Source organism: Paenarthrobacter sp. CAP02 (assembly GCF_040137855.1).
GTDB lineage: Bacteria > Actinomycetota > Actinomycetes > Actinomycetales > Micrococcaceae > Arthrobacter.
In genome coordinates, this window is the sequence record NZ_JBEEII010000005.1 from 95,204 (window position 1) to 112,619 (window position 17,416).

The following is a 17,416-nucleotide window of genomic DNA, read 5'->3' on the forward strand; positions in this document are numbered from 1 at the left end:
TGGAAAGTTAGGCTTGCATTCGACAACAGCGGTCATCGTGGCCAGCGGGTGTGCTGGGCCAGGTTGCTGCGGCTGCAGGTGCTGTTGAGTTCTTGTTCACATTGGAAGTGTGCAACGTAACAATGGCAACACGCAAGTAACAAAGCGCCGAACCGTCCACATTTTGAGACGTCCGGGTCTATTGTGCTGCAAATCACAATTCATAATGGCCCGGAAATGAACGGCATTTCATTCGGTTCGGGTAGGCACCAGCGGCTATTTACTGAATTATCTTCGGAGGATGAGGCAGAATGCGGCCTCCGCTTCCCATCAACCACGTCCACGCGGAATCTCACGATCTGAAACACTTGTTGTCCAATCGGCGCCAGTTCCGATCTCGAATCTTTTTGCCTTCAGTCTGTTGGAAGCGGTGAAAACGGGCGCGGCAAACGCCCGTTTTCTCAGGACGTCGTCCCTGAACCGGACGTGGAGCCCTGCCCCGTGGAAGCCGTCGCGGCGGTCAGCCTCACCGACGACGCGTTGTATGCATCCCCGCTCTTGGTAGCCGTGACCCGGACCGTCGCACCTGACGTGATGTCAGCTATCGTCAAGCTGCTGGAGGTGCCGCCACGCTGCCTGGTTCCTTGCGCCACGGCAGTGTCCGAGCCGAGGACATAGGTTCGCGTAAACCCGTCAGTGCTCTTGACGGTCAGCGAGTTGGAAGAAACCTCGCTGACAACTCCCACCTGATCGGCCATGGACACGTACTCGTTGTCGCGGAGGATGACGTACTCCGAATGGATGGCGGCATTCAGGCCCCCTCCGAATCCATCGGGCGCCAACCCGCCCATCGGGCCTGGCATTCCCTGGCCGGTTCCGTTTTGACCGCTTCCGTTTTGCCCCGTTCCGCCCGGACCCAGCCCCTGTCCCGGTAGTGCTTGTCCCGGTAGTGCCTGGCCCTGTTGCCCGCCCAGGCCGCCGGCCTGGCCCGGGGAAACGTTGGCAGCATCCGCAGAGCCTGCATTGCCCAGGGAGTAGAAGCCGACGGCGGTACCTGCCGCTACCGCCACGGCAACACCAGCCACTATCAGCGTCTTCTTGACGGTCCACCGGTTCTGCACTCCTGCCTTGTCGTTCGCCCCGTCGTTCGCATTGTCGTTGCCCAAGAGCGGCAAGCCCCAGCCGGAACCGTTGCTGCCGGGTTGGCTGCTTGGGGGCTGAGCAGGCGGGGCCTCGCCCCACGCCCAGGATGACCCGGGGTTGTGGTCGATGGGTTGTGCAGGCGGCGTCCGGACGGCTTCAGGCTGCTGGCCGGCAGGGGTCGGCTGCTGGGGTAGCCGCGGCGCTGGGTCTTGGGGGAATTGCTGGTTCTCGGGGAATTTCTGCTCGCTCATGATGCTCTTTCTTGTCTGTTGTTGTCCGATTACGCCCCAGCGTCAGTCCGTCGGCTGTGCGGAAGCTGTGTTGAGGAGTAGTTGATCCTGTGACCTGTGGATTCCCGTGCTCCGGGGCTCCCACCTCGCTAGTGTTGACTTCACAGGGTCCTCACAGGAGCGGCTCAGCCCGGGCAAACCAGCAGAATGGAGAGTTGTCACATGGCATCCCCGCACTCCATGACCAACAACCTCCCCCAGCTCACCCACCCCGACGGCTCTCCCATCCGTGCGCTGGTGGTGGATGACGAGCCAAGCCTTGCCGAGCTCATGAGCATGGGCCTCCGCATGGCCGGCTGGTCGGTGGGCGTGGCCGCTGATGGACCCCAAGCCGTAAAGCTCGCCAAGGAATTCCGCCCCGACGTCCTGGTGCTTGACGTGATGCTCCCCGGTTTTGACGGCGTGGAAGTCCTTAACCGGATACGGGCTTTCGCCCCGGAGGTTCCTGCCCTGTTCCTGACAGCAAAGGATGCCGTGCAGGATCGCATCGTGGGCCTGGCGGCCGGAGGAGACGACTACGTCACCAAACCCTTCAGCATGGAAGAAGTGCTGCTTCGCCTGCACCGGCTGGTCCAGCGCTCAGGTGTCGCCGCGATGGACACCGCTGAGCTCGTTGTGGGTGATCTGATCCTGAACGTGGATACCCGGGAGGTCACCCGTGCCGGGGAGGACATTGCCTTGACGGCAACCCAGTTCGAACTCCTGCGCTATCTCATGGAGAACCCGAAACGGGTGGTCAGCAAGGCCCAAATCCTGGACCGGGTGTGGGACTACGACTTCGGCGGCCAAGCCAACATCGTGGAGCTGTACATTTCCTATCTCCGCAAGAAGATCGAGGCGAAACACCCGCCAATGATCCATACCGTTCGCGGAGCCGGCTACGTCATCAAACCTGCGGACTAAGCCTTGAGCGCACTCTCCGGGGTTGCCAGAAGCCAGCAGCGCAATTGGCTCAATCCCTCCACCTGGCATTTGCGCACCCGCCTGGTCCTGGTGGCGATGGCTTTGCTGGTGGCCATTTGCGGCGCGGTCGGGGTGGTCAGCTACGCCTCGATGGATATGGTCTTCAACAAGCAGCTCGACAGGCAGCTGGAGCAGGCCTCGCTCCGCGCAGACGTATTCGGCAGACCGCCGTCGAGCTTTCCAAACTCCCCGACAGGACGCCCGGACCCGCTGGAGGCCCGCGGCCAGGCGGCCGGCACGCTGAGCGCCCGTATCGACGGCTCAACGGTGCGCAGCTCCGGGTTGATCGACGCGCGGGGCAATCGCGTCTCCTTGTCCGCAGACGATGAGCAGGTCCTGCTCGCGCTGCCGACAGGTAACGGCCCGGTTGACCGTTCGCTGTCCAACGGCGACTACCGGCTCATGGCCGTGAAGACCAATTACGGCGACGTGATCGTCACTGGCCTGCCGCTCGCGGACAAGCAGACCGCCGAGGCTTCGCTGGTCTGGACCATGGTTCTGGTGTCACTGGGCGGCCTGGTGGTGATCGGCCTTGTGGGGACCGTGATCATCCGTCGCACCATGCGGCCCCTGGAGCAGCTTTCCGATGTCGCCACCAAGGTTTCGCGGCTGCCTCTCGACGCCGGTGAAGTGGCACTTGCGGTGCGTGTCCCGCCGTCGGCCTCCCATCCCGGGACCGAAGTGGGGAGCGTGGGCCACGCCCTGAACCAGATGCTGAACAACGTCTCCAGTGCGTTGGAGGCCCGTCAGGAGAGCGAGACCAAAGTGAGGCAGTTCGTTGCCGATGCCTCGCACGAACTGCGGACGCCGCTGACCGCCATCCGTGGCTACACCGAGCTGCTTCGGATGACCGAGACCTTTACGGACGACGGCAGGAAGTCCTTGGCACGGGTTCAAAGCCAGTCCGAACGCATGACTACGCTGGTGGAGGACCTGCTGTTGCTGGCGAGGTTGGACGAGGGCCAGCCGGTGAAGGTCACGGACGTGGACCTGACCCAGTTGGTGATCGAGACCGTGAGTGACGAAAAAGTCATGGCACCGGACCACATCTGGCAACTGCAGCTCCCCGGGGAGCCCGTCACCGTACGCGGCGATGCCACGCAATTGCACCAAGTGCTGGCGAACCTGCTCTCGAATGCCCGCAAACACACCGACCCGGGAACAACCGTGGTCACTGGAGTCATGCTCTCCGCGGATGGCAGCGCAGTGGTGACCGTGACCGACAACGGTCCTGGCATCCCGCAGGAATTCCAGAGCCGCATCTTCTCCCGTTTTGCCCGTGCCGACGCGGCGAGATCGGGCTCCGAAGGGACCTCGGGGTTGGGCTTGTCGATAGTGGAATCCATCGTTGCAGCGCACGGCGGAAGCGTCGAAGTGACGTCCAAGCCGGGGCGCACCGAGTTCGCCCTGCGGCTGCCTACAGCCACCACCGAACGCCTGTAAAGAATCCGGCAAGACGACTCACCGACTTCGTGATCTCTGTTACCTAAATGTGACTTCTGCGGAAACCTCCTGTACCGTCGAAAGGGTGGGTTGCCCCTAACCGGCCCACATCCGGGATGCGCCGAGCTCTGCCACTTCCCGGAGTCCGATCTTTCACCGAGGCAGAGACGGGGGACCCAGAGTCTCCGGGCCCAGGCATTTTGCCGGCCCTTGGGGTGAAGCCGCAGCGTGATGCGCGGCCGGATGACCTCATCCGAACCCGACAGCTAACTCCGCAGGCGCTGAGAGGTAATCACAAATGTCTGAATTTAACGATCAGACGCGCCCTTCCGCGCGTCACCGCGACCAGAACGACACCCAGTTGACCAAGTCGCAGACCGTCCTCAAAAAGGCCGCCCGTGAGGGCAAGTCCGGCAAGCGCATGCCTGTTGTAGCGGGCGTCATCGCCGCTGCACTGGGCGTTGCATCGCTCGGTACCGCCGCCAACGCAGCCTTGAACCTCCCCGAGGCAAGCCGTGTAGCCGGCACCCAGGCCGCTGCACAGGTCAGCACCAACAAGTCCGCTGAAGTTTCCGCTTCGATGGACGCCGCAGCTGCCAAGGGTGCAGCCGACCGGGCTGCTGCAGACAAGGCCGCAGCCGACAAGGCCGCAGCCGACAAGCTCGCCGCTGATCAGGCCGCTGCCGCGCAGGCTGCCGCCGACAAGGCAGCTGCCGATCAAGCCGCTGCCGAGAAGGCTGCCGCCGACAAGGCAGCTGCTGACGCTGCCGCCAAGCAGGCCGCCGACGCTGCTGCTGCCGCCGCTGCCCAGGCTGCAGCCGCTGCTGCCGCCCCGAAGGCAGTGGACGATCCCGCCGGTGCGAAGGCCTACGCCGCCAGCATCCTTGGCAGCTACGGCTGGGGCGCGGGCGAAATGACCGCCCTGAACACGCTGTGGGAGAAGGAATCAGGATGGCGGACCACTGCCACCAACGCTTCCAGCGGTGCGTACGGTATTGTCCAGTCGCTTCCGGCCGGCAAGATGGCTTCTGCCGGTGCGGACTGGCAGACCAACTACCAGACCCAGATCAAGTGGGGCCTGAACTACATCAAGGAACGCTACGGATCCCCGTCGGCTGCTCTGGCCTTCCACTTGGCCAACAACTGGTACTAAGCCAAGAGCTTTCCCGAAAAGCCGCTCCCGTTCCGGGGGCGGCTTTTCGCGTTCCCGGAACGGGAGACTTACACAGTCGCGTCACAGCTTCCGCCTAAAGCACTCACAATCGGCGGCCTCACTGTGAATGCATGACGCTCATAGATCCCGCCACCAGTGCGCTGCCGAACCCCGCCCATGCGGGGACCTTCGCCGCTCCTGCCTTGCCTTACCGGCAGCCGCGGCGCTTTCCCGTGGACACGCGGACCACGGTCCCTGTCCTGGACGTCACCATTCCCGTCCACAACGAAGAGACCGACCTCGAGGAATGCCTGCGCCGCTTGCACGGGCACTTGGTGGAGACGTTCCCGCATACGTTCCGCATCACGGTCGCGGACAATGCGAGCACGGACAACACCTTGAAGATCGCCGAGCGCCTGGCCCGTGAACTCCCCGAAATCGGCGTCATGCGCTTCGAGGAGAAAGGCCGGGGCAACGCCCTCCGCCAGGTCTGGCTCGCCTCGCCGTCCCCGGTGCTCGCCTACATGGACGTGGACCTCTCCACTGATCTTGCCGCCCTGGCACCCCTGCTGGCTCCCCTGATTTCCGGCCATTCGGACCTTGCCATCGGGACGCGGCTCTCCCGCAACTCCCGTGTTGTCCGCGGGCCCAAGCGCGAGTTCGTCTCCCGCAGCTACAACGTCCTCCTGCATACGCTCATGGGCGCCCGGTTCTCTGATGCCCAATGCGGTTTCAAGGCCATCCGGGCAGACGTCGCCCACAGGATCCTCCCCCACACCCTGGACAACGCCTGGTTCTTCGACACCGAACTCCTGGTCCTGGCCGAGCGCTGCGGCCTCCGCGTCCATGAAGTCCCCGTCGACTGGACGGACGATCCCAACTCAAGTGTCGACGTCGTACGAACCGCCCTGGCCGACCTCCGCGGAATGGCGCGCCTGACGCGCGACCTCGTCACCGGGCGCATCCCTGTCCCCGAACTGCGCGCGGCCTTGGCCCGCGGCCCATTGCCGGCCTCGTCGCGAACATCGGAATCGACCCCACGCGCCAGCCTGTTCGGGCAACTGGTGCGCTTTGCGGCGATCGGCGCGGCGTCCACAGTGGCCTACCTGCTGATCTTCCTGCTGTGCCGGGGATTCATGGACCCGCAGCTCGCCAACTTCCTGGCCCTGATCGTGACAGCCGTCGCCAACACAGCCGCCAACCGGCGCTTCACGTTCGGCATCCAGGGCGGCAGCCACGCCCGCCACCACTTTGAAGGCTTGATTGTTTTCAGCATCGGCCTGGCACTCACCTCGGGCGCGCTGGCCCTGGTGCACGGAACCACGACGCCGGACCGCTGGCTTGAGGTGGCAACGGTAGTTGGCGCGAACCTCGCCGCGACCGTGGCCCGCTTCCTGTTGTTCCGCCTGTGGGTGTTCCGCCGACCCGCCACACCAGCCCCTCAAACCGAGGGTTCCGACAAGACCACAGAGGTGCCAGCGAAATGATCACCGCCCTTCAGCCAAGCCATGCCGTTGACGAACCTGTGAAGTCCCCGGAAACACCAACCCGCCTGCAGCGCCTCGTTTTCGGACAGCAACCACGCTGGGTACGACCGTCCGCCGCCGGGCTTCTGGTGGGGACCGCGTTCCTCTATCTCTGGAACCTCGCCGCCACCGGATACGCCAACTCTTTCTATGCCGCAGCTATCCAAGCAGGCACCAAGGACTGGACGGCACTCTTCTTCGGCTCCCTCGATGCCGGCAATGCGATCACGGTGGACAAGCCGGCGGCATCTCTCTGGATTCCGGCCTTGGTTGGCAGGATCTTCGGCTTCTCCCCTACCAGCATGCTGGTTCCGGAGGCCCTCATGGGGGTCGCCGCCGTCGGGCTTCTGTACCTGACGGTCAAGCGCGTGTCCGGTCCCGCGGCAGGGCTCCTCGCCGGTGGCGCTTTGGCACTGACCCCCGTTGCTGCCCTGATGTTCCGCTTCAACAACCCCGACGCCATGCTGACGTTGTGCCTGGTGTTGGCCGCATACCTGACAACCCGCGCCATCGAGAAGGCCGGCTGGAAATGGCTGGCCGCGGCAGGCGCAGTGGTGGGGCTGGCTTTCCTGAGCAAGATGCTCCAAGGGTTCCTGATCGTGCCCGGTTTGGCACTGGCCTATCTATGGGCCGCTCCTACAACTCTGGGCAAGCGGATCCTGCACCTCCTTGCTGCGGGCGCGGGCATCGTTGCCGTGGCGGGTACCTATATTGCGATCTTCCAGCTGACTCCGGCGTCGGCCAGGCCCTATATGGCCGGCTCGGCGGGAAACAGCTTCCTGGAACTCACCTTCGGCTACAACGGGCTGGGGCGCATCACCGGTTCGGGTGAGGGCGGCGCCGGCGGCGGCATGCCCGGCGGTTCCGGTGCGGACGGCGGTCTGCCGGGCGGTGGCTTCGGTGGCGGTGGCTTTGGTGGCGCCGGTGGCGGTGGCTTTGGTGGCGCTGCGGGACTGGGGCGTATGTTCGGGACCAGCTTTGGCGGTGAAGTCTCATGGCTCCTGCCCGCGGCGTTGATCCTGCTGGTGGCCGGGCTGTGGTTCACCCGCCGCGAAGCCCGCACGTCGCGAAGCCGCGCTGCCCTGCTGATGTGGGGCGGCTGGCTGGTTGTCACGGCCGGCATCTTCAGCTTCATGAGCGGCATCGTCCACCCGTACTATGCAGTGGCCTTGGCACCGGCTATTGCCGCACTTGTCGGCATCGGATGCGTCGAACTCTGGCGCGGCCGGGCGTCGTGGATGCCCCGGATCGTGCTGGCAGTGGTGGTGCTGGGAAGTGCGCTGTGGTCCGCGGTACTCCTCGGCCGGGATGCCTCGTGGCTGCCGTGGCTGCGTATCGTGGTGGTGGTTCTTGGTGTCCTTGCTGCAGCCGCTCTCCTGCTTCGTGTGGATCAACTGGGTGGCACCAGGCTCAAGGGTGGCCTCCGGCGGCTGCCTGCTGCCGCCGTCGTCGTGGTGTCGTTGCTCGCCGGCAGCCTGGGGACCGGGGCATGGACAGTGGCTACTGCGGCGACTCCGCACTCGGGCTCCATTCCGACGTCGGGACCTGCCGGTGTGGCCAGCGGCGGCTTTGGCGCCCGGGCAGGACTGGACACCCGGGCAGGACTGGACACTGGAAGCCGCGACTTTGGTGGTGCAGGAGGCGGTCCGGGCGGGGGCACCGCGAACGCCGAACTGACGGCACTGCTGAAATCCACCACCACCAAGTGGTCTGCCATTGTCTCCGGAGCCACCCAGGCCGCCGACCTGGAACTCGCCACAAACACCAGCGTCATCGCCCTTGGTGGCTGGAACGGCGGCGACCCCTACCCCACACTCGCCCAGTTCCAGGACATGGTGGACAAAGGCCAGATCAGCTACTTCATCGCAGGCGGCGGCATGGGTGGCGGCGGCCGCGGTGGGAACTCCGAGGTCGCGGCCTGGGTAGCTGCAAACTACCAGGCCCAAACCGTTGGCAGCACTACCGTCTACAAGCTGGTGGGCTGACCATGACCACGTACTTCAAACCGCTGACTGAAACCGCAGGCCAGGCGAGCACGGCACAAAGCAGCCGCCTGGCGCCAGGAAGCCGGGCCGGACAACGCAGCGACCGGGGCCCCGTCCGGCAGCGCCTCGAACTCACGGCAGTCCTTCTGGGAACCGCAGTCCTTTACATCTGGGGCCTTGGAGCCTCGGGCTGGGCCAACGCGTTCTACTCCGCTGCAGCCCAGGCAGGCTCGCAGGACTGGACAGCGTGGTTCTTCGGCTCCTCCGACGCCGCCAACTCCATCACCGTGGACAAGCCTCCGGCGGCACTCTGGATCACTGGGCTGTCCGTCCGGATGTTCGGCCTGAGCTCCTGGAGCATCCTGGTTCCGCAGGCGTTGATGGGGGTGGCGACCGCGTGGATCATGTACCTGGCCGTCCGCCGGGCAGCGTTCCCTGCCACGGACAACCTCCGCTTGGCGCACCGCGCTGGCCTCCTGGCCGCCGCGGTCCTGGCCCTGACGCCGGTAGCCACGCTCATGTTCCGCTTCAACAACCCGGATGCGTTGTTGGTCCTGCTCATGACAGCCGCCGGCTATGCCGTACTCCGCTCCATCCAGGACCGGAAACTGCGGTGGCTCATCCTTGCCGGGGTATTCCTGGGCTTCGGATTCCTGGCCAAGCAGCTTCAGGTCCTCCTGGTGGTTCCGGGCTTCGGGCTCGCCTACCTGGTCTCAGCCCATCCCAAGCCGGGCCGTCGGGTACTCCACCTCCTGGCCGCAGGGGGCGCGATGGTGGCGTCGGCTGGTTGGTGGATTGCCGCCGTCGAGCTTGTTCCCGCGAACCTGCGCCCCTACATCGGCGGCTCGCAGAACAACTCGATCCTGGAATTGACGTTTGGCTACAACGGCTTGGGGCGCCTCAACGGCGACGAGACCGGCAGTGTGGGCGGTGGCGGCAACGGGTGGGGCACTACGGGCTTGCTGCGCATGTTCGGCACGGAGTTCGGCGGCCAGATCGCGTGGCTCATTCCGAGCGCGCTCATTCTTGGCGGCGCACTCCTGTGGCTGGGCCGCCGAGCGCCGCGAACAGATGTGGTCCGTGCGTCGGTCATTGTGTGGGGTTCATGGCTGCTGGTGACCGGCCTGGTGTTCAGCTACATGCAGGGCATCATCCACCCCTACTACTCCGTGGCGCTGGCTCCGGGAATTGCCGGGCTGGTGGGCCTGGGCGGCGTGCTGTTGTGGCAGCGGCGCTCGCGGCTCCCTGTCGCCCTGCTGCTTGGGGCGTCACTGGTGGCCGCGGGGTTCACGGCCTTCGCCCTCCTGGGCCAGGCTCCGGCGTTCCTTCCGTGGCTGCGGTGGGTGGTGGTTCTTGGCGCCGTGGTCCTGGCCGCCGCCGTCGTCGTGACCGGCCGCTGGCGCCAGGTTTGGGTGACGCGTACGACGGCGGGCCTCGCCGTCGCTGTTGCACTCGCCGCGCCGCTGGCCTACTCAGTGGCAACCGCCGCCACGCCCCACACGGGTGCGATCGTGAGCGCAGGGCCGGCCACGGCTGTATTCGGACCCGGTTTCGGCCGCAACGCATCAGCGCAAGGGATCAGGAGGCCCGGCACGCAGCAGGGCACGGGCCAGACGCTCGGCGGGCAGGGCTTTGGTGGCGGTTTTGCCGGTGGCGGGCAAGGCGGCGCCATGGGTGGGCTGCTCGGGGCCAGCACGCCGTCCTCCGAATTGGTGAGCGCGCTCAAGGCCGACGCCGACAACTACACCTGGGCGGCCGCCGTCGTGGGTTCCAACAACGCAGCCGGCTACCAACTGGCTGCCGGACTGCCGGTCATGGCGGTTGGCGGGTTCAACGGAACGGACCCTTCGCCGACGTTGGCGCAGTTCCAGCAGCTCGTGGCCGACGGGAAGATCCACTACTTCATCGGAGGCCGCCTCATGCAGGGCAACGGCGGTTCGGACGCTTCCAGCGAGATCGCTGCCTGGGTGGCCGCGAACTACCAAGCCACCACCATCGGCGGAACCACCGTGTACGACCTGGGCGGCTGAGGGCTCCTCGTCCGCCGCGCGGCAAAAGGTGCGAAAATCCCGCCGGACAACACCTGGAGTAGGGCTATGCTTCCGGTTCTGCCTCCAGTGCGCGGCGGACGGCGGCGATCGAGGCTGCGACGTCCCCGGCGTCCGTGGTCCAGTTGCTCACCGAGATCCTGAGGATTTCCCGGCCCCGCCACGACGATCCGGACATCCACACTGCGCCCTCGGCCATGAGCCGTTGCGTAACACGGTGGGTGCGGTCATCGCTGCCGAAGCCCACGGAGACCTGCGTGAAGACAACATCGTTGAGCACCTCCACGCCGGGAATGGCCGCGAGTCCCTCTGCCAGCGCCCGGGCATTTGCCGCCAAGCGCTCCACCATGGAGATCACGCCATCCCTGCCCAACTGCCTGAGCGCCGCCCACACCGGGATGCCGCGGGCACGCCGGGACATCTCCGGTACCTTCTCCAGAGGGTCCCCCAACCCCGCTTCGGTGGCGATCAGGTAACTGGTGTGGACGCTGAAAGCACTCCTCAAGGACTCGGGCCGGGAAACTATGGCAAGCCCGCAGTCGTACGGGACGTTCAACGTCTTGTGGGCATCCGTGGCCCAGGAGTCGGCCTCCTCCACACCGGCAAGCCGTTCCCGCAAGGTCGGGCTGATGGCCGCCCATAAGCCGAACGCGCCGTCCACATGGACCCACGCTCCACGGTCGTGTGCCACGGCGATGGCTTCCGTCATGGGGTCAAAGGCGCCGGAATGCAGGTTGCCCGCTTGCAGGCACACCAGTGTTGGCCCCGGTTGCTCATCCATGGCTTCGGCCAATGCGTCCGGGATAATCCGCCCTTCCCGGTCAGCGTCCACCGGGACACAGGCTCCCAATCCCAGGTACCGCAATGCGAGATCCACAGCGGCGTGGCGTTCCCGTCCCGCGAACGTGGTGATCCGGGGGCCGCCGTTGAGTCCCAGCGACTCGAGGTCCCAGCCGGCCTCGTCCATCAGATACTGACGACCGGCCGCCAGCCCAACAAAGTTCGCGGTGGTGGCACCCGTGGTGAATCCGACGTCGGCCGTTGCCGGGAGGTGCAAAAGGTCCAGGAGCCAGGAGGCCGCCGATTCCTCGATTGCTGCGGCAGCGGGGGTGGCGAAACGGAGACCTGTGTTTTGATCCCAGGCCGAGACAAGCCAATCAGCGGCCATCGCAGCCGGCAGGGTTCCGCCCATGACCCATCCAAAAAAGCGGCCTGACTGGATTGCCATGAGGCCTGGCTCAGCCAGTGCGGCGAGCTCATCCACCACTTCTGCCGCATCAGTGGGCCCATCCGGGAGTCGCGGCAAGATGCTGCCGGCAACCTGATCGGCGTCGGATGAAGGGCGGACGGGACGGGTAGGCACCGACGCGAGCCAATCACCGGCGTGGACCATGGCCCGCCCCAATGCAGCACCGTACGCCTCCGGCATCGCAGACATGGGCACAGCCTACTCCCGGCAAGCCGGGCCGAACAGGGCTAGAGAGTGAGCGTCAGGAGGTGACCGCCGTCGTCGTCCTTTACAGCGGTGACCGTCACCGCGGAGTAGTCCGGGATCCGCCACATGCCGTCCTCAAGTTCCGCATTGTGCCTGGCAGCGGCCTTGCCCACCACCACGGTGCGCATCCCTGCGGCACGCGCAGCTGCGATCCCGGCGGGCGCGTCTTCGAAGACCACGACGTCGGCCGGGTCGGCTCCCAGCAGCGCGGCGGCTTTGAGGTAACCCTCCGGATGGGGCTTGCCGCGGGTGACAGACTCGGCAGTCACGGCGGTGGAAGGCATGGTCAGGCCGGCTGCCCGCATACGGATTTCGGCCAGGATGCTGTCAGCTGAGGTAACCAACGCGATTGCGTCGTCCGGTAGTGATTTCAGAAGGGCTTCAGCACCGGGAAGGGCAATCACGCCATCTGTCCGGGACCGTTCCATCTCGCCAAGTTCTGCCGTCAACGCTGCGAAGTCGGACCCGGCCGGTGCATACCGCCGCACCGTGTCGCCGGCCTGGACGCCGTGGGAGGTGCGGAGGATTTCGTCAAAGTCCAGACCGTAGCGCTCGGCGAACTCCAGCCACACCTGCTCGACGATCGCTGTCGAGTCAACCAACGTCCCGTCCATGTCGAAGAGGACGGCGCGGACAGTCAAGACGGGTGGCTGGGCGGCTTCGGCAGGATGGCTCATGGTTCCATCCTGCCGCACGCTGAGCGGATGTCAGCCGTTGGGCCGCTGCGGGAGGTACTGAAGTGCCCACTTGTTGCCGTCCGGATCCGCGAAGTACACGAAGTGGCCCCAGGCCTGGATGTCGATGTCGCTGACGTCCACTCCGTTGTCCTTGAGCTGCTGGTGGGCCTTGTTGATGTCGCTGACCACGATTTGCAGGCTTGGAGCTGTACCCGGAGGGGCATCGTTCAGGCCCTCTCCAATGCAGATGGAGCATGCCGAGCCCGGCGGTGTCAGTTGCACGAAACGGATGTCCTCCGAGGGACGCTCGTCGTAGTCGGCGTTGAAACCAACCTTGTTGACGTAGAAATCCTTCGCGCGATCGACGTCGGAGACAGGGACAAATACCAGTTCAAGTTTCCAGTCCATGCGCCACAGGCTAGCGGCGCGGACCGTAAACCGGTAGGGGTCAATCGTTCCCTGTGGAGATCAGCCGGCCACGCCGTAGAGGCGGTCGCCGGCGTCGCCCAGGCCGGGCACGATGTACGACTTCTCATTGAGCTTCTCGTCAATGGAGGCCAGGACAATGTTGACGTTGGCGTCGGAAAGCTCTTCTTCCAGCTTCGCCAGTCCCTCAGGAGCAGCAAGCAGGCAGATGCAGGTGACGTCCGACGCTCCACGCTTGAAGAGGAACTTGATGGCCTCGCGCAGGGTGCCGCCGGTAGCAAGCATGGGGTCCAGGACGAAGATCTGGCGGCCGGTGAGGTCCTCGGGAAGGCGCTCGGCGTAGGTGATGATATCCAGGGTTTCTTCGTCACGGGCCATGCCCAGGAAGCCAACCTCGGCGGTGGGGACCAGCTTGGTCATACCCTCCAGCATGCCAAGGCCTGCGCGAAGGATGGGGACCACCAGCGGCGTCGGCTTGGTGAAAGCGGTACCGATGGTCTTGGTGACGGGGGTCTCTATCTCGACCGGCTGCGTCTTGACCTCGCGGGTGGCTTCATAGGCCAGGAGGGTGACGAGTTCTTCAGTGAGTTGCCGGAAGACCGGTGAAGGGGTGTTCTTATCCCGCAGTACGGTGAGCTTGTGAGCGACCAGCGGGTGGTCCACGACGAATGTGCGCATCCCCCAAAACTATCATTGAGACATGAGCGCCACCGAGCCGTATCACGCAGACCACATGGCCTGGATGGGCCTTGCCCTGGACGAGGCCCGGTTGGCGCTGCTTACCAATGACGTACCGATCGGCGCCGTCGTCTTGGGGCCCGACGGCGGCGTGCTGGGTTCCGGACGCAACGAACGGGAAGCGCACGGGGACCCGACCGCCCACGCGGAGGTGGTCGCCATCCGCGAGGCGGCTGCTTCTTTGCGTCGCCGGGCAGCCGAGACCGGTGCCTCAGGTGATGGTTGGCGACTTGAGGACTGCACCTTGGTAGTCACCCTTGAACCGTGTGCAATGTGTGCCGGCGCCATCGTCCTGGCACGTATTCCGCGTGTGGTCTTTGGCGCATGGGACGAGAAGGCGGGCGCTGTGGGATCCGTGTTCGATATTCTCCGCGAGCGTCGTCTCAATCATTGGGTGGAGGTTTACGCCGGTGTGCGGGAGGAAGAATGCGCGGCCCTGCTGAAGGAGTTCTTCGCCTCTCATCGCGTGCCCGGCGGGAATAACTACCCGGCCTGATCCTCTTCTTTGCGGGAGTAGAAATGCCAGTCTCTTTCAACCACACCATCGTCTACGCAACGGACAAGCACGCCTCAGCCGAATTTCTGGCGCGCATCTTCGGCCTTCCGAAGCCGCAACCCATGTGGTCCTTCGTCACGGTGTTGTTGGACAACGGTGTCACGTTGGACTTCCTGGAGGCCTCCGGGGAGATAGCGCCGCAGCACTACGCCTTCCTGGTCAGCGAAGAGGAGTTCGACCAGATCTTCCTGCGAATCACGGCGGAGCACATCCCCTATTGGGCCGACCCCGCCCGATCCCGTGCGAACCAGATCAACCACAACGACGGCGGCCGCGGAATCTACTTTTCCGATCCGGACGGCCATTTCCTCGAGGCGATCACCCGCCCGTACGGTTCGGGCTGAGCTGGTTCCTTGAAGGCGTCAGCGTCCGGCGGCCTCATCCAGGGCGTCGATCCGCACTTGCCGTGATGCCGGCGAGTCAAGGCTGAACGAGCGGAAATCGCCGAGTTCTTCCCGGATCCACGTTTCCACTTGCGTGATCCTCGCGCGGACCGCCTCCGTCGGCTGATCGAAGGTCCAGGCGGCGATCCGTTCCTTGCCGGGATCGTACTGCCACATCCCCATGATCCTCCCCCGGTCCAGGATGGGGTGATCCGGGAGGTCGGCTTGAAGCGCAAGCGTGGTGTCCAGGACTTTCTTGCCCTTGTCCTCGTCGGCGAACATGTCCACGGAGTTCCTTCTGTGGAGGACCAGTGAGTCTGTGCCTGCCAGCAGCTGGATTTGTTCGTCGCCCGGCACTTCGAAGTCCGCCAAACGATCGACGTCGGCGGGCAGCATCCACAGTACGTCCCCGTTCGCTGTTGGCACCTCCACAGCCCCCATGCCAGCGAGCGCCGCTTTGCTCTGCGCCACGGTAAACGCGGTGAACCACTGGGTCTGCTTAAAGGTCGCTCCCCCAGTCCAGCGCAGGTACCGTTCGAGCAGGAGGCGGCGGGCGCCGTCGTCGTCCATCCCGCTGGGCTGCAGGCCCCAACCGGTGTAGGCGTAGCGCTGCTGATCGAGGCGGCCGTTGACGGGGACGCGGCGGATACGGCCGTCCGCCTGCAGCAGCCCGAGAGCAGTTGGCAGTGTGGTGGAGGCACCCTTCTTCTTGCCTTCCTCTCCCAGGCTGCGGACCGAATCGCCCAGTACGTCCCTGAGCTGTTTGGGGTCCATGGGGCTGCTGGATTCCTTGAGGGCATGCTCCACTTCGTCCTCAAGGAGGGTGATTTCGCCGCGCTCTACGCCCAGCCTCGCCAACACTTTGAACGGGGCAATCGCGGCGTCGCGGCCGATCTGGAGGGCCCACGCGTAGTCGGCCTGCCCCAGGACGTAGGTGCATCCGCGGGCTGTAGGGAGTTCATGGATTTTCAGGGCTTTGACGTCCTGGTCTGCCTGATCGCGGCTGATCCCCGCCCGCGCGAAGAGCGTGAGGTACGGGTTGGCGCCACCCACCGAACGCGCCCATCCGGCGTGGTCAAGAACTTCCTCGGAAGTCCTGCCGATCAGTGAGCCGTCGAGGCCTTGTTTGTGCCAGGCCCACGCCCGAAGGCGCTCGGGAGTGAGGGTGGCTGCGGCGGGAGCGGTGGCGGTCATGGCCCCATTCTGCCCCTAAGCCGCTGCTACGTGATGGCTTTTAGGACCGTCGCGGCAGTGGCGTCCCAGCTCTGCAGGCTGTCACGGGCTGAGATGGCTGCTCCGCGCCAGCGCTGCTGAAGGGCGGGGTCGGTCAGCCAGTTCCGGAGAGTCATTGTCAGGTTGTGGGGGTCGCTGAGGTCCAGCGCCGCGCCCGCTCCTGTGTCACCGAGCGCTTCAACTGCCCCGGTCCCCCGCCGGACAATCACCGGGACGCCGTGGGCCAACGATTCGGTCACCACCATGCCGAACGACTCGGACTCCGACAGGAGGACGCTGAGGTCGGCTTCGTGCCACTGGTCCTCAAGTTCCTGTCCCGTCAGCTCGCCGGTCAAGGTGACGCGGTGCTGCAGCTCGTGATGTTCGACGGCGTCCCTCACCTTTGCCGCGTACGCCGGGTCGGCGTCGTGGGAGCCGATCAGGGACGCGGTCCATTCCAGGTCTTGTAACTGGCTGAGGGCCTCGACCAAGAGCGTTTGGCTCTTGTTGGGAAGCAATGCGGCCACCGAGACGATGTGCTTCGGTACGGATCCAGCACTGGCACCGGCCGATGCTGCTCCCGGCGTCGCCACCACCGCATCCAGTGCCCCGTGCTTGGCCACCAATTCCGCGACTGAATGGGCGCTCGGGCAGATGATCCCCGTGGCGGCAGCCAGCGCCTTGGCCTCAAGGTAATCGTGGTCCGCCAACGCCATGTGGGACAGGATCCAGACCCTGGTTCCATCACCCACTGCGCGTGCAACCTCATCCGGGGCCCCACTCGCCAGCAGGCCGTCGGCAATCACTGTTGTACCGCCGTCGAGCGCTTCCGCGAACCGCTGCCTGTCCGCTGGGCTGCCAACCGGCCAATCGCCGTCGACCGTTACAGTCTCAACGTCCGCGCCCAAGGCGGTCAGGTGCTCCGCCAGTTTGGCGTTGTAATTGTTGCCACCGGAGCCGTGGCGGACGTTCCCCGGGACCAGGAAGCGGACGTGCATCTACTTGGCCGGGAGCTCCAGCGAATAGCCGGCCCAAGCGTCCGGGTTTTCGCGGAGGACGACGTCGATACCGCTGAGCGCGGGGCCGTCTTCAGTGTCCTGGATGCGGGCGGCCATGGCGTCGGCGATGTGCTTGGCGAGTGCCTCGGTGGTGGAGAGCTTGCCCTTGAAAGCCGGGTGCTCGTCGAGGTTCTTGTAGTTCAGGTCCGCCAGGATTTCTTCCAGGATGCCGCCGGCGGCACCGATGTCCAGAACGATCGCGTCGTCGTTGAGGTCCGGGCGGCGGAAGCTGACTTCGGCAACGAACGTGGCCCCGTGGAGACCTTGCGCGGGGCCGAAGGCTTCGCGGGGAAGGCTGTGGGCGACCATGAAGTGGCGTCGGACGGTCAGGCTGAACATGT

Annotated in this window: 16 protein-coding genes and 1 riboswitch; of the genes, 8 read left to right on the top strand and 8 right to left on the bottom strand. The window is 65.3% G+C overall.

The window, feature by feature from the left end; translation table 11 throughout:
* Window positions 1-440: 440 nt before the first annotated feature.
* Entirely contained in the window at window positions 441-1,373 is a 933-nt protein-coding gene (locus tag ABHM97_RS10365) for a hypothetical protein (protein WP_349470600.1), read from the bottom strand.
* Between the two features lie 201 nt (window positions 1,374-1,574).
* Here ABHM97_RS10365 and ABHM97_RS10370 point away from each other — a divergent pair, with 201 nt between their 5' ends.
* From ABHM97_RS10370 to ABHM97_RS10395, 6 genes are all read left to right on the top strand, one after another.
* Complete coding sequence (locus ABHM97_RS10370) at window positions 1,575-2,315, top strand: response regulator transcription factor (RefSeq protein ID WP_235519987.1); 741 nt, start codon at window positions 1,575-1,577, stop codon at window positions 2,313-2,315.
* 3 nt (window positions 2,316-2,318) lie between these two features.
* Window positions 2,319-3,818 carry a sensor histidine kinase gene (locus tag ABHM97_RS10375; RefSeq protein WP_349470601.1) on the top strand — a complete coding sequence of 500 codons (1,500 nt, stop codon included), beginning with the start codon at window positions 2,319-2,321 and terminating at the stop codon, window positions 3,816-3,818.
* A 133-nt stretch (window positions 3,819-3,951) separates the two neighbouring features.
* Window positions 3,952-4,111, top strand: a riboswitch (cyclic di-AMP (ydaO/yuaA leader).
* Between the two features lie 5 nt (window positions 4,112-4,116).
* Entirely contained in the window at window positions 4,117-4,971 is an 855-nt protein-coding gene (locus tag ABHM97_RS10380; RefSeq protein ID WP_235519984.1) for an aggregation-promoting factor C-terminal-like domain-containing protein, read from the top strand.
* A 131-nt stretch (window positions 4,972-5,102) separates the two neighbouring features.
* Window positions 5,103-6,458 carry a glycosyltransferase gene (locus tag ABHM97_RS10385; protein ID WP_349470602.1) on the top strand — a complete coding sequence of 452 codons (1,356 nt, stop codon included), beginning with the start codon at window positions 5,103-5,105 and terminating at the stop codon, window positions 6,456-6,458.
* Window positions 6,455-8,482, top strand: coding sequence for a glycosyltransferase family 39 protein (locus ABHM97_RS10390; protein ID WP_349470603.1), 2,028 nt, complete (start codon window positions 6,455-6,457; stop codon window positions 8,480-8,482). The genes ABHM97_RS10385 and ABHM97_RS10390 overlap by 4 nt, the downstream gene beginning before the upstream one ends.
* A gap of 2 nt (window positions 8,483-8,484) precedes the next feature.
* Window positions 8,485-10,512, top strand: a complete 2,028-nt coding sequence (locus ABHM97_RS10395) for an ArnT family glycosyltransferase (RefSeq protein ID WP_349470604.1) — start codon at window positions 8,485-8,487, stop codon at window positions 10,510-10,512.
* Between the two features lie 64 nt (window positions 10,513-10,576).
* On the opposite strand, the gene ABHM97_RS10400 is transcribed toward ABHM97_RS10395, so the two are convergent.
* The 4 genes from ABHM97_RS10400 to upp are packed head-to-tail and all read right to left on the bottom strand — an operon-like array spanning window position 10,577 to window position 13,806.
* Window positions 10,577-11,968, bottom strand: coding sequence for a pyridoxal phosphate-dependent decarboxylase family protein (locus ABHM97_RS10400; protein WP_349470606.1), 1,392 nt, complete (start codon window positions 11,966-11,968; stop codon window positions 10,577-10,579).
* Between the two features lie 38 nt (window positions 11,969-12,006).
* Entirely contained in the window at window positions 12,007-12,702 is a 696-nt protein-coding gene (locus tag ABHM97_RS10405; protein ID WP_349470607.1) for an HAD-IA family hydrolase, read from the bottom strand.
* Between the two features lie 30 nt (window positions 12,703-12,732).
* Window positions 12,733-13,110, bottom strand: a complete 378-nt coding sequence (locus tag ABHM97_RS10410) for a VOC family protein (RefSeq protein ID WP_284985423.1) — start codon at window positions 13,108-13,110, stop codon at window positions 12,733-12,735.
* Between the two features lie 60 nt (window positions 13,111-13,170).
* A complete protein-coding gene (gene upp / locus ABHM97_RS10415) occupies window positions 13,171-13,806 on the bottom strand; it encodes a uracil phosphoribosyltransferase (protein ID WP_144661546.1) in 636 nt (211 codons plus the stop codon).
* 22 nt (window positions 13,807-13,828) lie between these two features.
* Between upp and ABHM97_RS10420 the strand changes: the two genes are divergently transcribed.
* Entirely contained in the window at window positions 13,829-14,362 is a 534-nt protein-coding gene (locus ABHM97_RS10420; RefSeq protein ID WP_349470608.1) for a nucleoside deaminase, read from the top strand.
* 23 nt (window positions 14,363-14,385) lie between these two features.
* A complete protein-coding gene (locus ABHM97_RS10425; RefSeq protein WP_235519966.1) occupies window positions 14,386-14,766 on the top strand; it encodes a VOC family protein in 381 nt (126 codons plus the stop codon).
* Window positions 14,767-14,784: 18 nt separating this feature from the next.
* On the opposite strand, the gene ABHM97_RS10430 is transcribed toward ABHM97_RS10425, so the two are convergent.
* Genes ABHM97_RS10430 through ABHM97_RS10440 form a run of 3 tightly spaced genes read right to left on the bottom strand, consistent with a single transcriptional unit; the run spans window position 14,785 to window position 17,414 of the window.
* Window positions 14,785-15,999, bottom strand: coding sequence for a DNA glycosylase AlkZ-like family protein (locus ABHM97_RS10430; protein WP_349470609.1), 1,215 nt, complete (start codon window positions 15,997-15,999; stop codon window positions 14,785-14,787).
* A gap of 26 nt (window positions 16,000-16,025) precedes the next feature.
* The gene (locus tag ABHM97_RS10435) at window positions 16,026-17,015 is read right to left on the bottom strand and encodes a glycosyltransferase family 4 protein (RefSeq protein ID WP_349470610.1); all 990 of its coding nucleotides are present in this window, start codon (window positions 17,013-17,015) and stop codon (window positions 16,026-16,028) included.
* Window positions 17,016-17,414 (bottom strand): 6-pyruvoyl trahydropterin synthase family protein, encoded by a 399-nt coding sequence (locus ABHM97_RS10440; protein WP_211711465.1) that lies wholly within the window; start codon window positions 17,412-17,414, stop codon window positions 17,016-17,018.
* Between the last annotated feature and the right edge of the window lie 2 nt (window positions 17,415-17,416).

Bases quoted from the DNA above. Each gene is read 5' to 3' on its own strand.
- ABHM97_RS10365 (WP_349470600.1), bottom strand. From the start codon at position 1,373: ATGAGCGAGCAGAAATTCCCCGAGAACCAGCAATTCCCCCAAGACCCA.
- ABHM97_RS10370 (WP_235519987.1), top strand. From the start codon at position 1,575: ATGGCATCCCCGCACTCCATGACCAACAACCTCCCCCAGCTCACCCAC.
- ABHM97_RS10380 (WP_235519984.1), top strand. From the start codon at position 4,117: ATGTCTGAATTTAACGATCAGACGCGCCCTTCCGCGCGTCACCGCGAC.
- ABHM97_RS10385 (WP_349470602.1), top strand. From the start codon at position 5,103: ATGACGCTCATAGATCCCGCCACCAGTGCGCTGCCGAACCCCGCCCAT.
- ABHM97_RS10390 (WP_349470603.1), top strand. From the start codon at position 6,455: ATGATCACCGCCCTTCAGCCAAGCCATGCCGTTGACGAACCTGTGAAG.
- ABHM97_RS10395 (WP_349470604.1), top strand. From the start codon at position 8,485: ATGACCACGTACTTCAAACCGCTGACTGAAACCGCAGGCCAGGCGAGC.
- ABHM97_RS10400 (WP_349470606.1), bottom strand. From the start codon at position 11,968: ATGTCTGCGATGCCGGAGGCGTACGGTGCTGCATTGGGGCGGGCCATG.
- ABHM97_RS10405 (WP_349470607.1), bottom strand. From the start codon at position 12,702: ATGAGCCATCCTGCCGAAGCCGCCCAGCCACCCGTCTTGACTGTCCGC.
- ABHM97_RS10410 (WP_284985423.1), bottom strand. From the start codon at position 13,110: ATGGACTGGAAACTTGAACTGGTATTTGTCCCTGTCTCCGACGTCGAT.
- upp (WP_144661546.1), bottom strand. From the start codon at position 13,806: ATGCGCACATTCGTCGTGGACCACCCGCTGGTCGCTCACAAGCTCACC.
- ABHM97_RS10420 (WP_349470608.1), top strand. From the start codon at position 13,829: ATGAGCGCCACCGAGCCGTATCACGCAGACCACATGGCCTGGATGGGC.
- ABHM97_RS10425 (WP_235519966.1), top strand. From the start codon at position 14,386: ATGCCAGTCTCTTTCAACCACACCATCGTCTACGCAACGGACAAGCAC.
- ABHM97_RS10430 (WP_349470609.1), bottom strand. From the start codon at position 15,999: ATGACCGCCACCGCTCCCGCCGCAGCCACCCTCACTCCCGAGCGCCTT.
- ABHM97_RS10435 (WP_349470610.1), bottom strand. From the start codon at position 17,015: ATGCACGTCCGCTTCCTGGTCCCGGGGAACGTCCGCCACGGCTCCGGT.
- ABHM97_RS10440 (WP_211711465.1), bottom strand. From the start codon at position 17,414: ATGTTCAGCCTGACCGTCCGACGCCACTTCATGGTCGCCCACAGCCTT.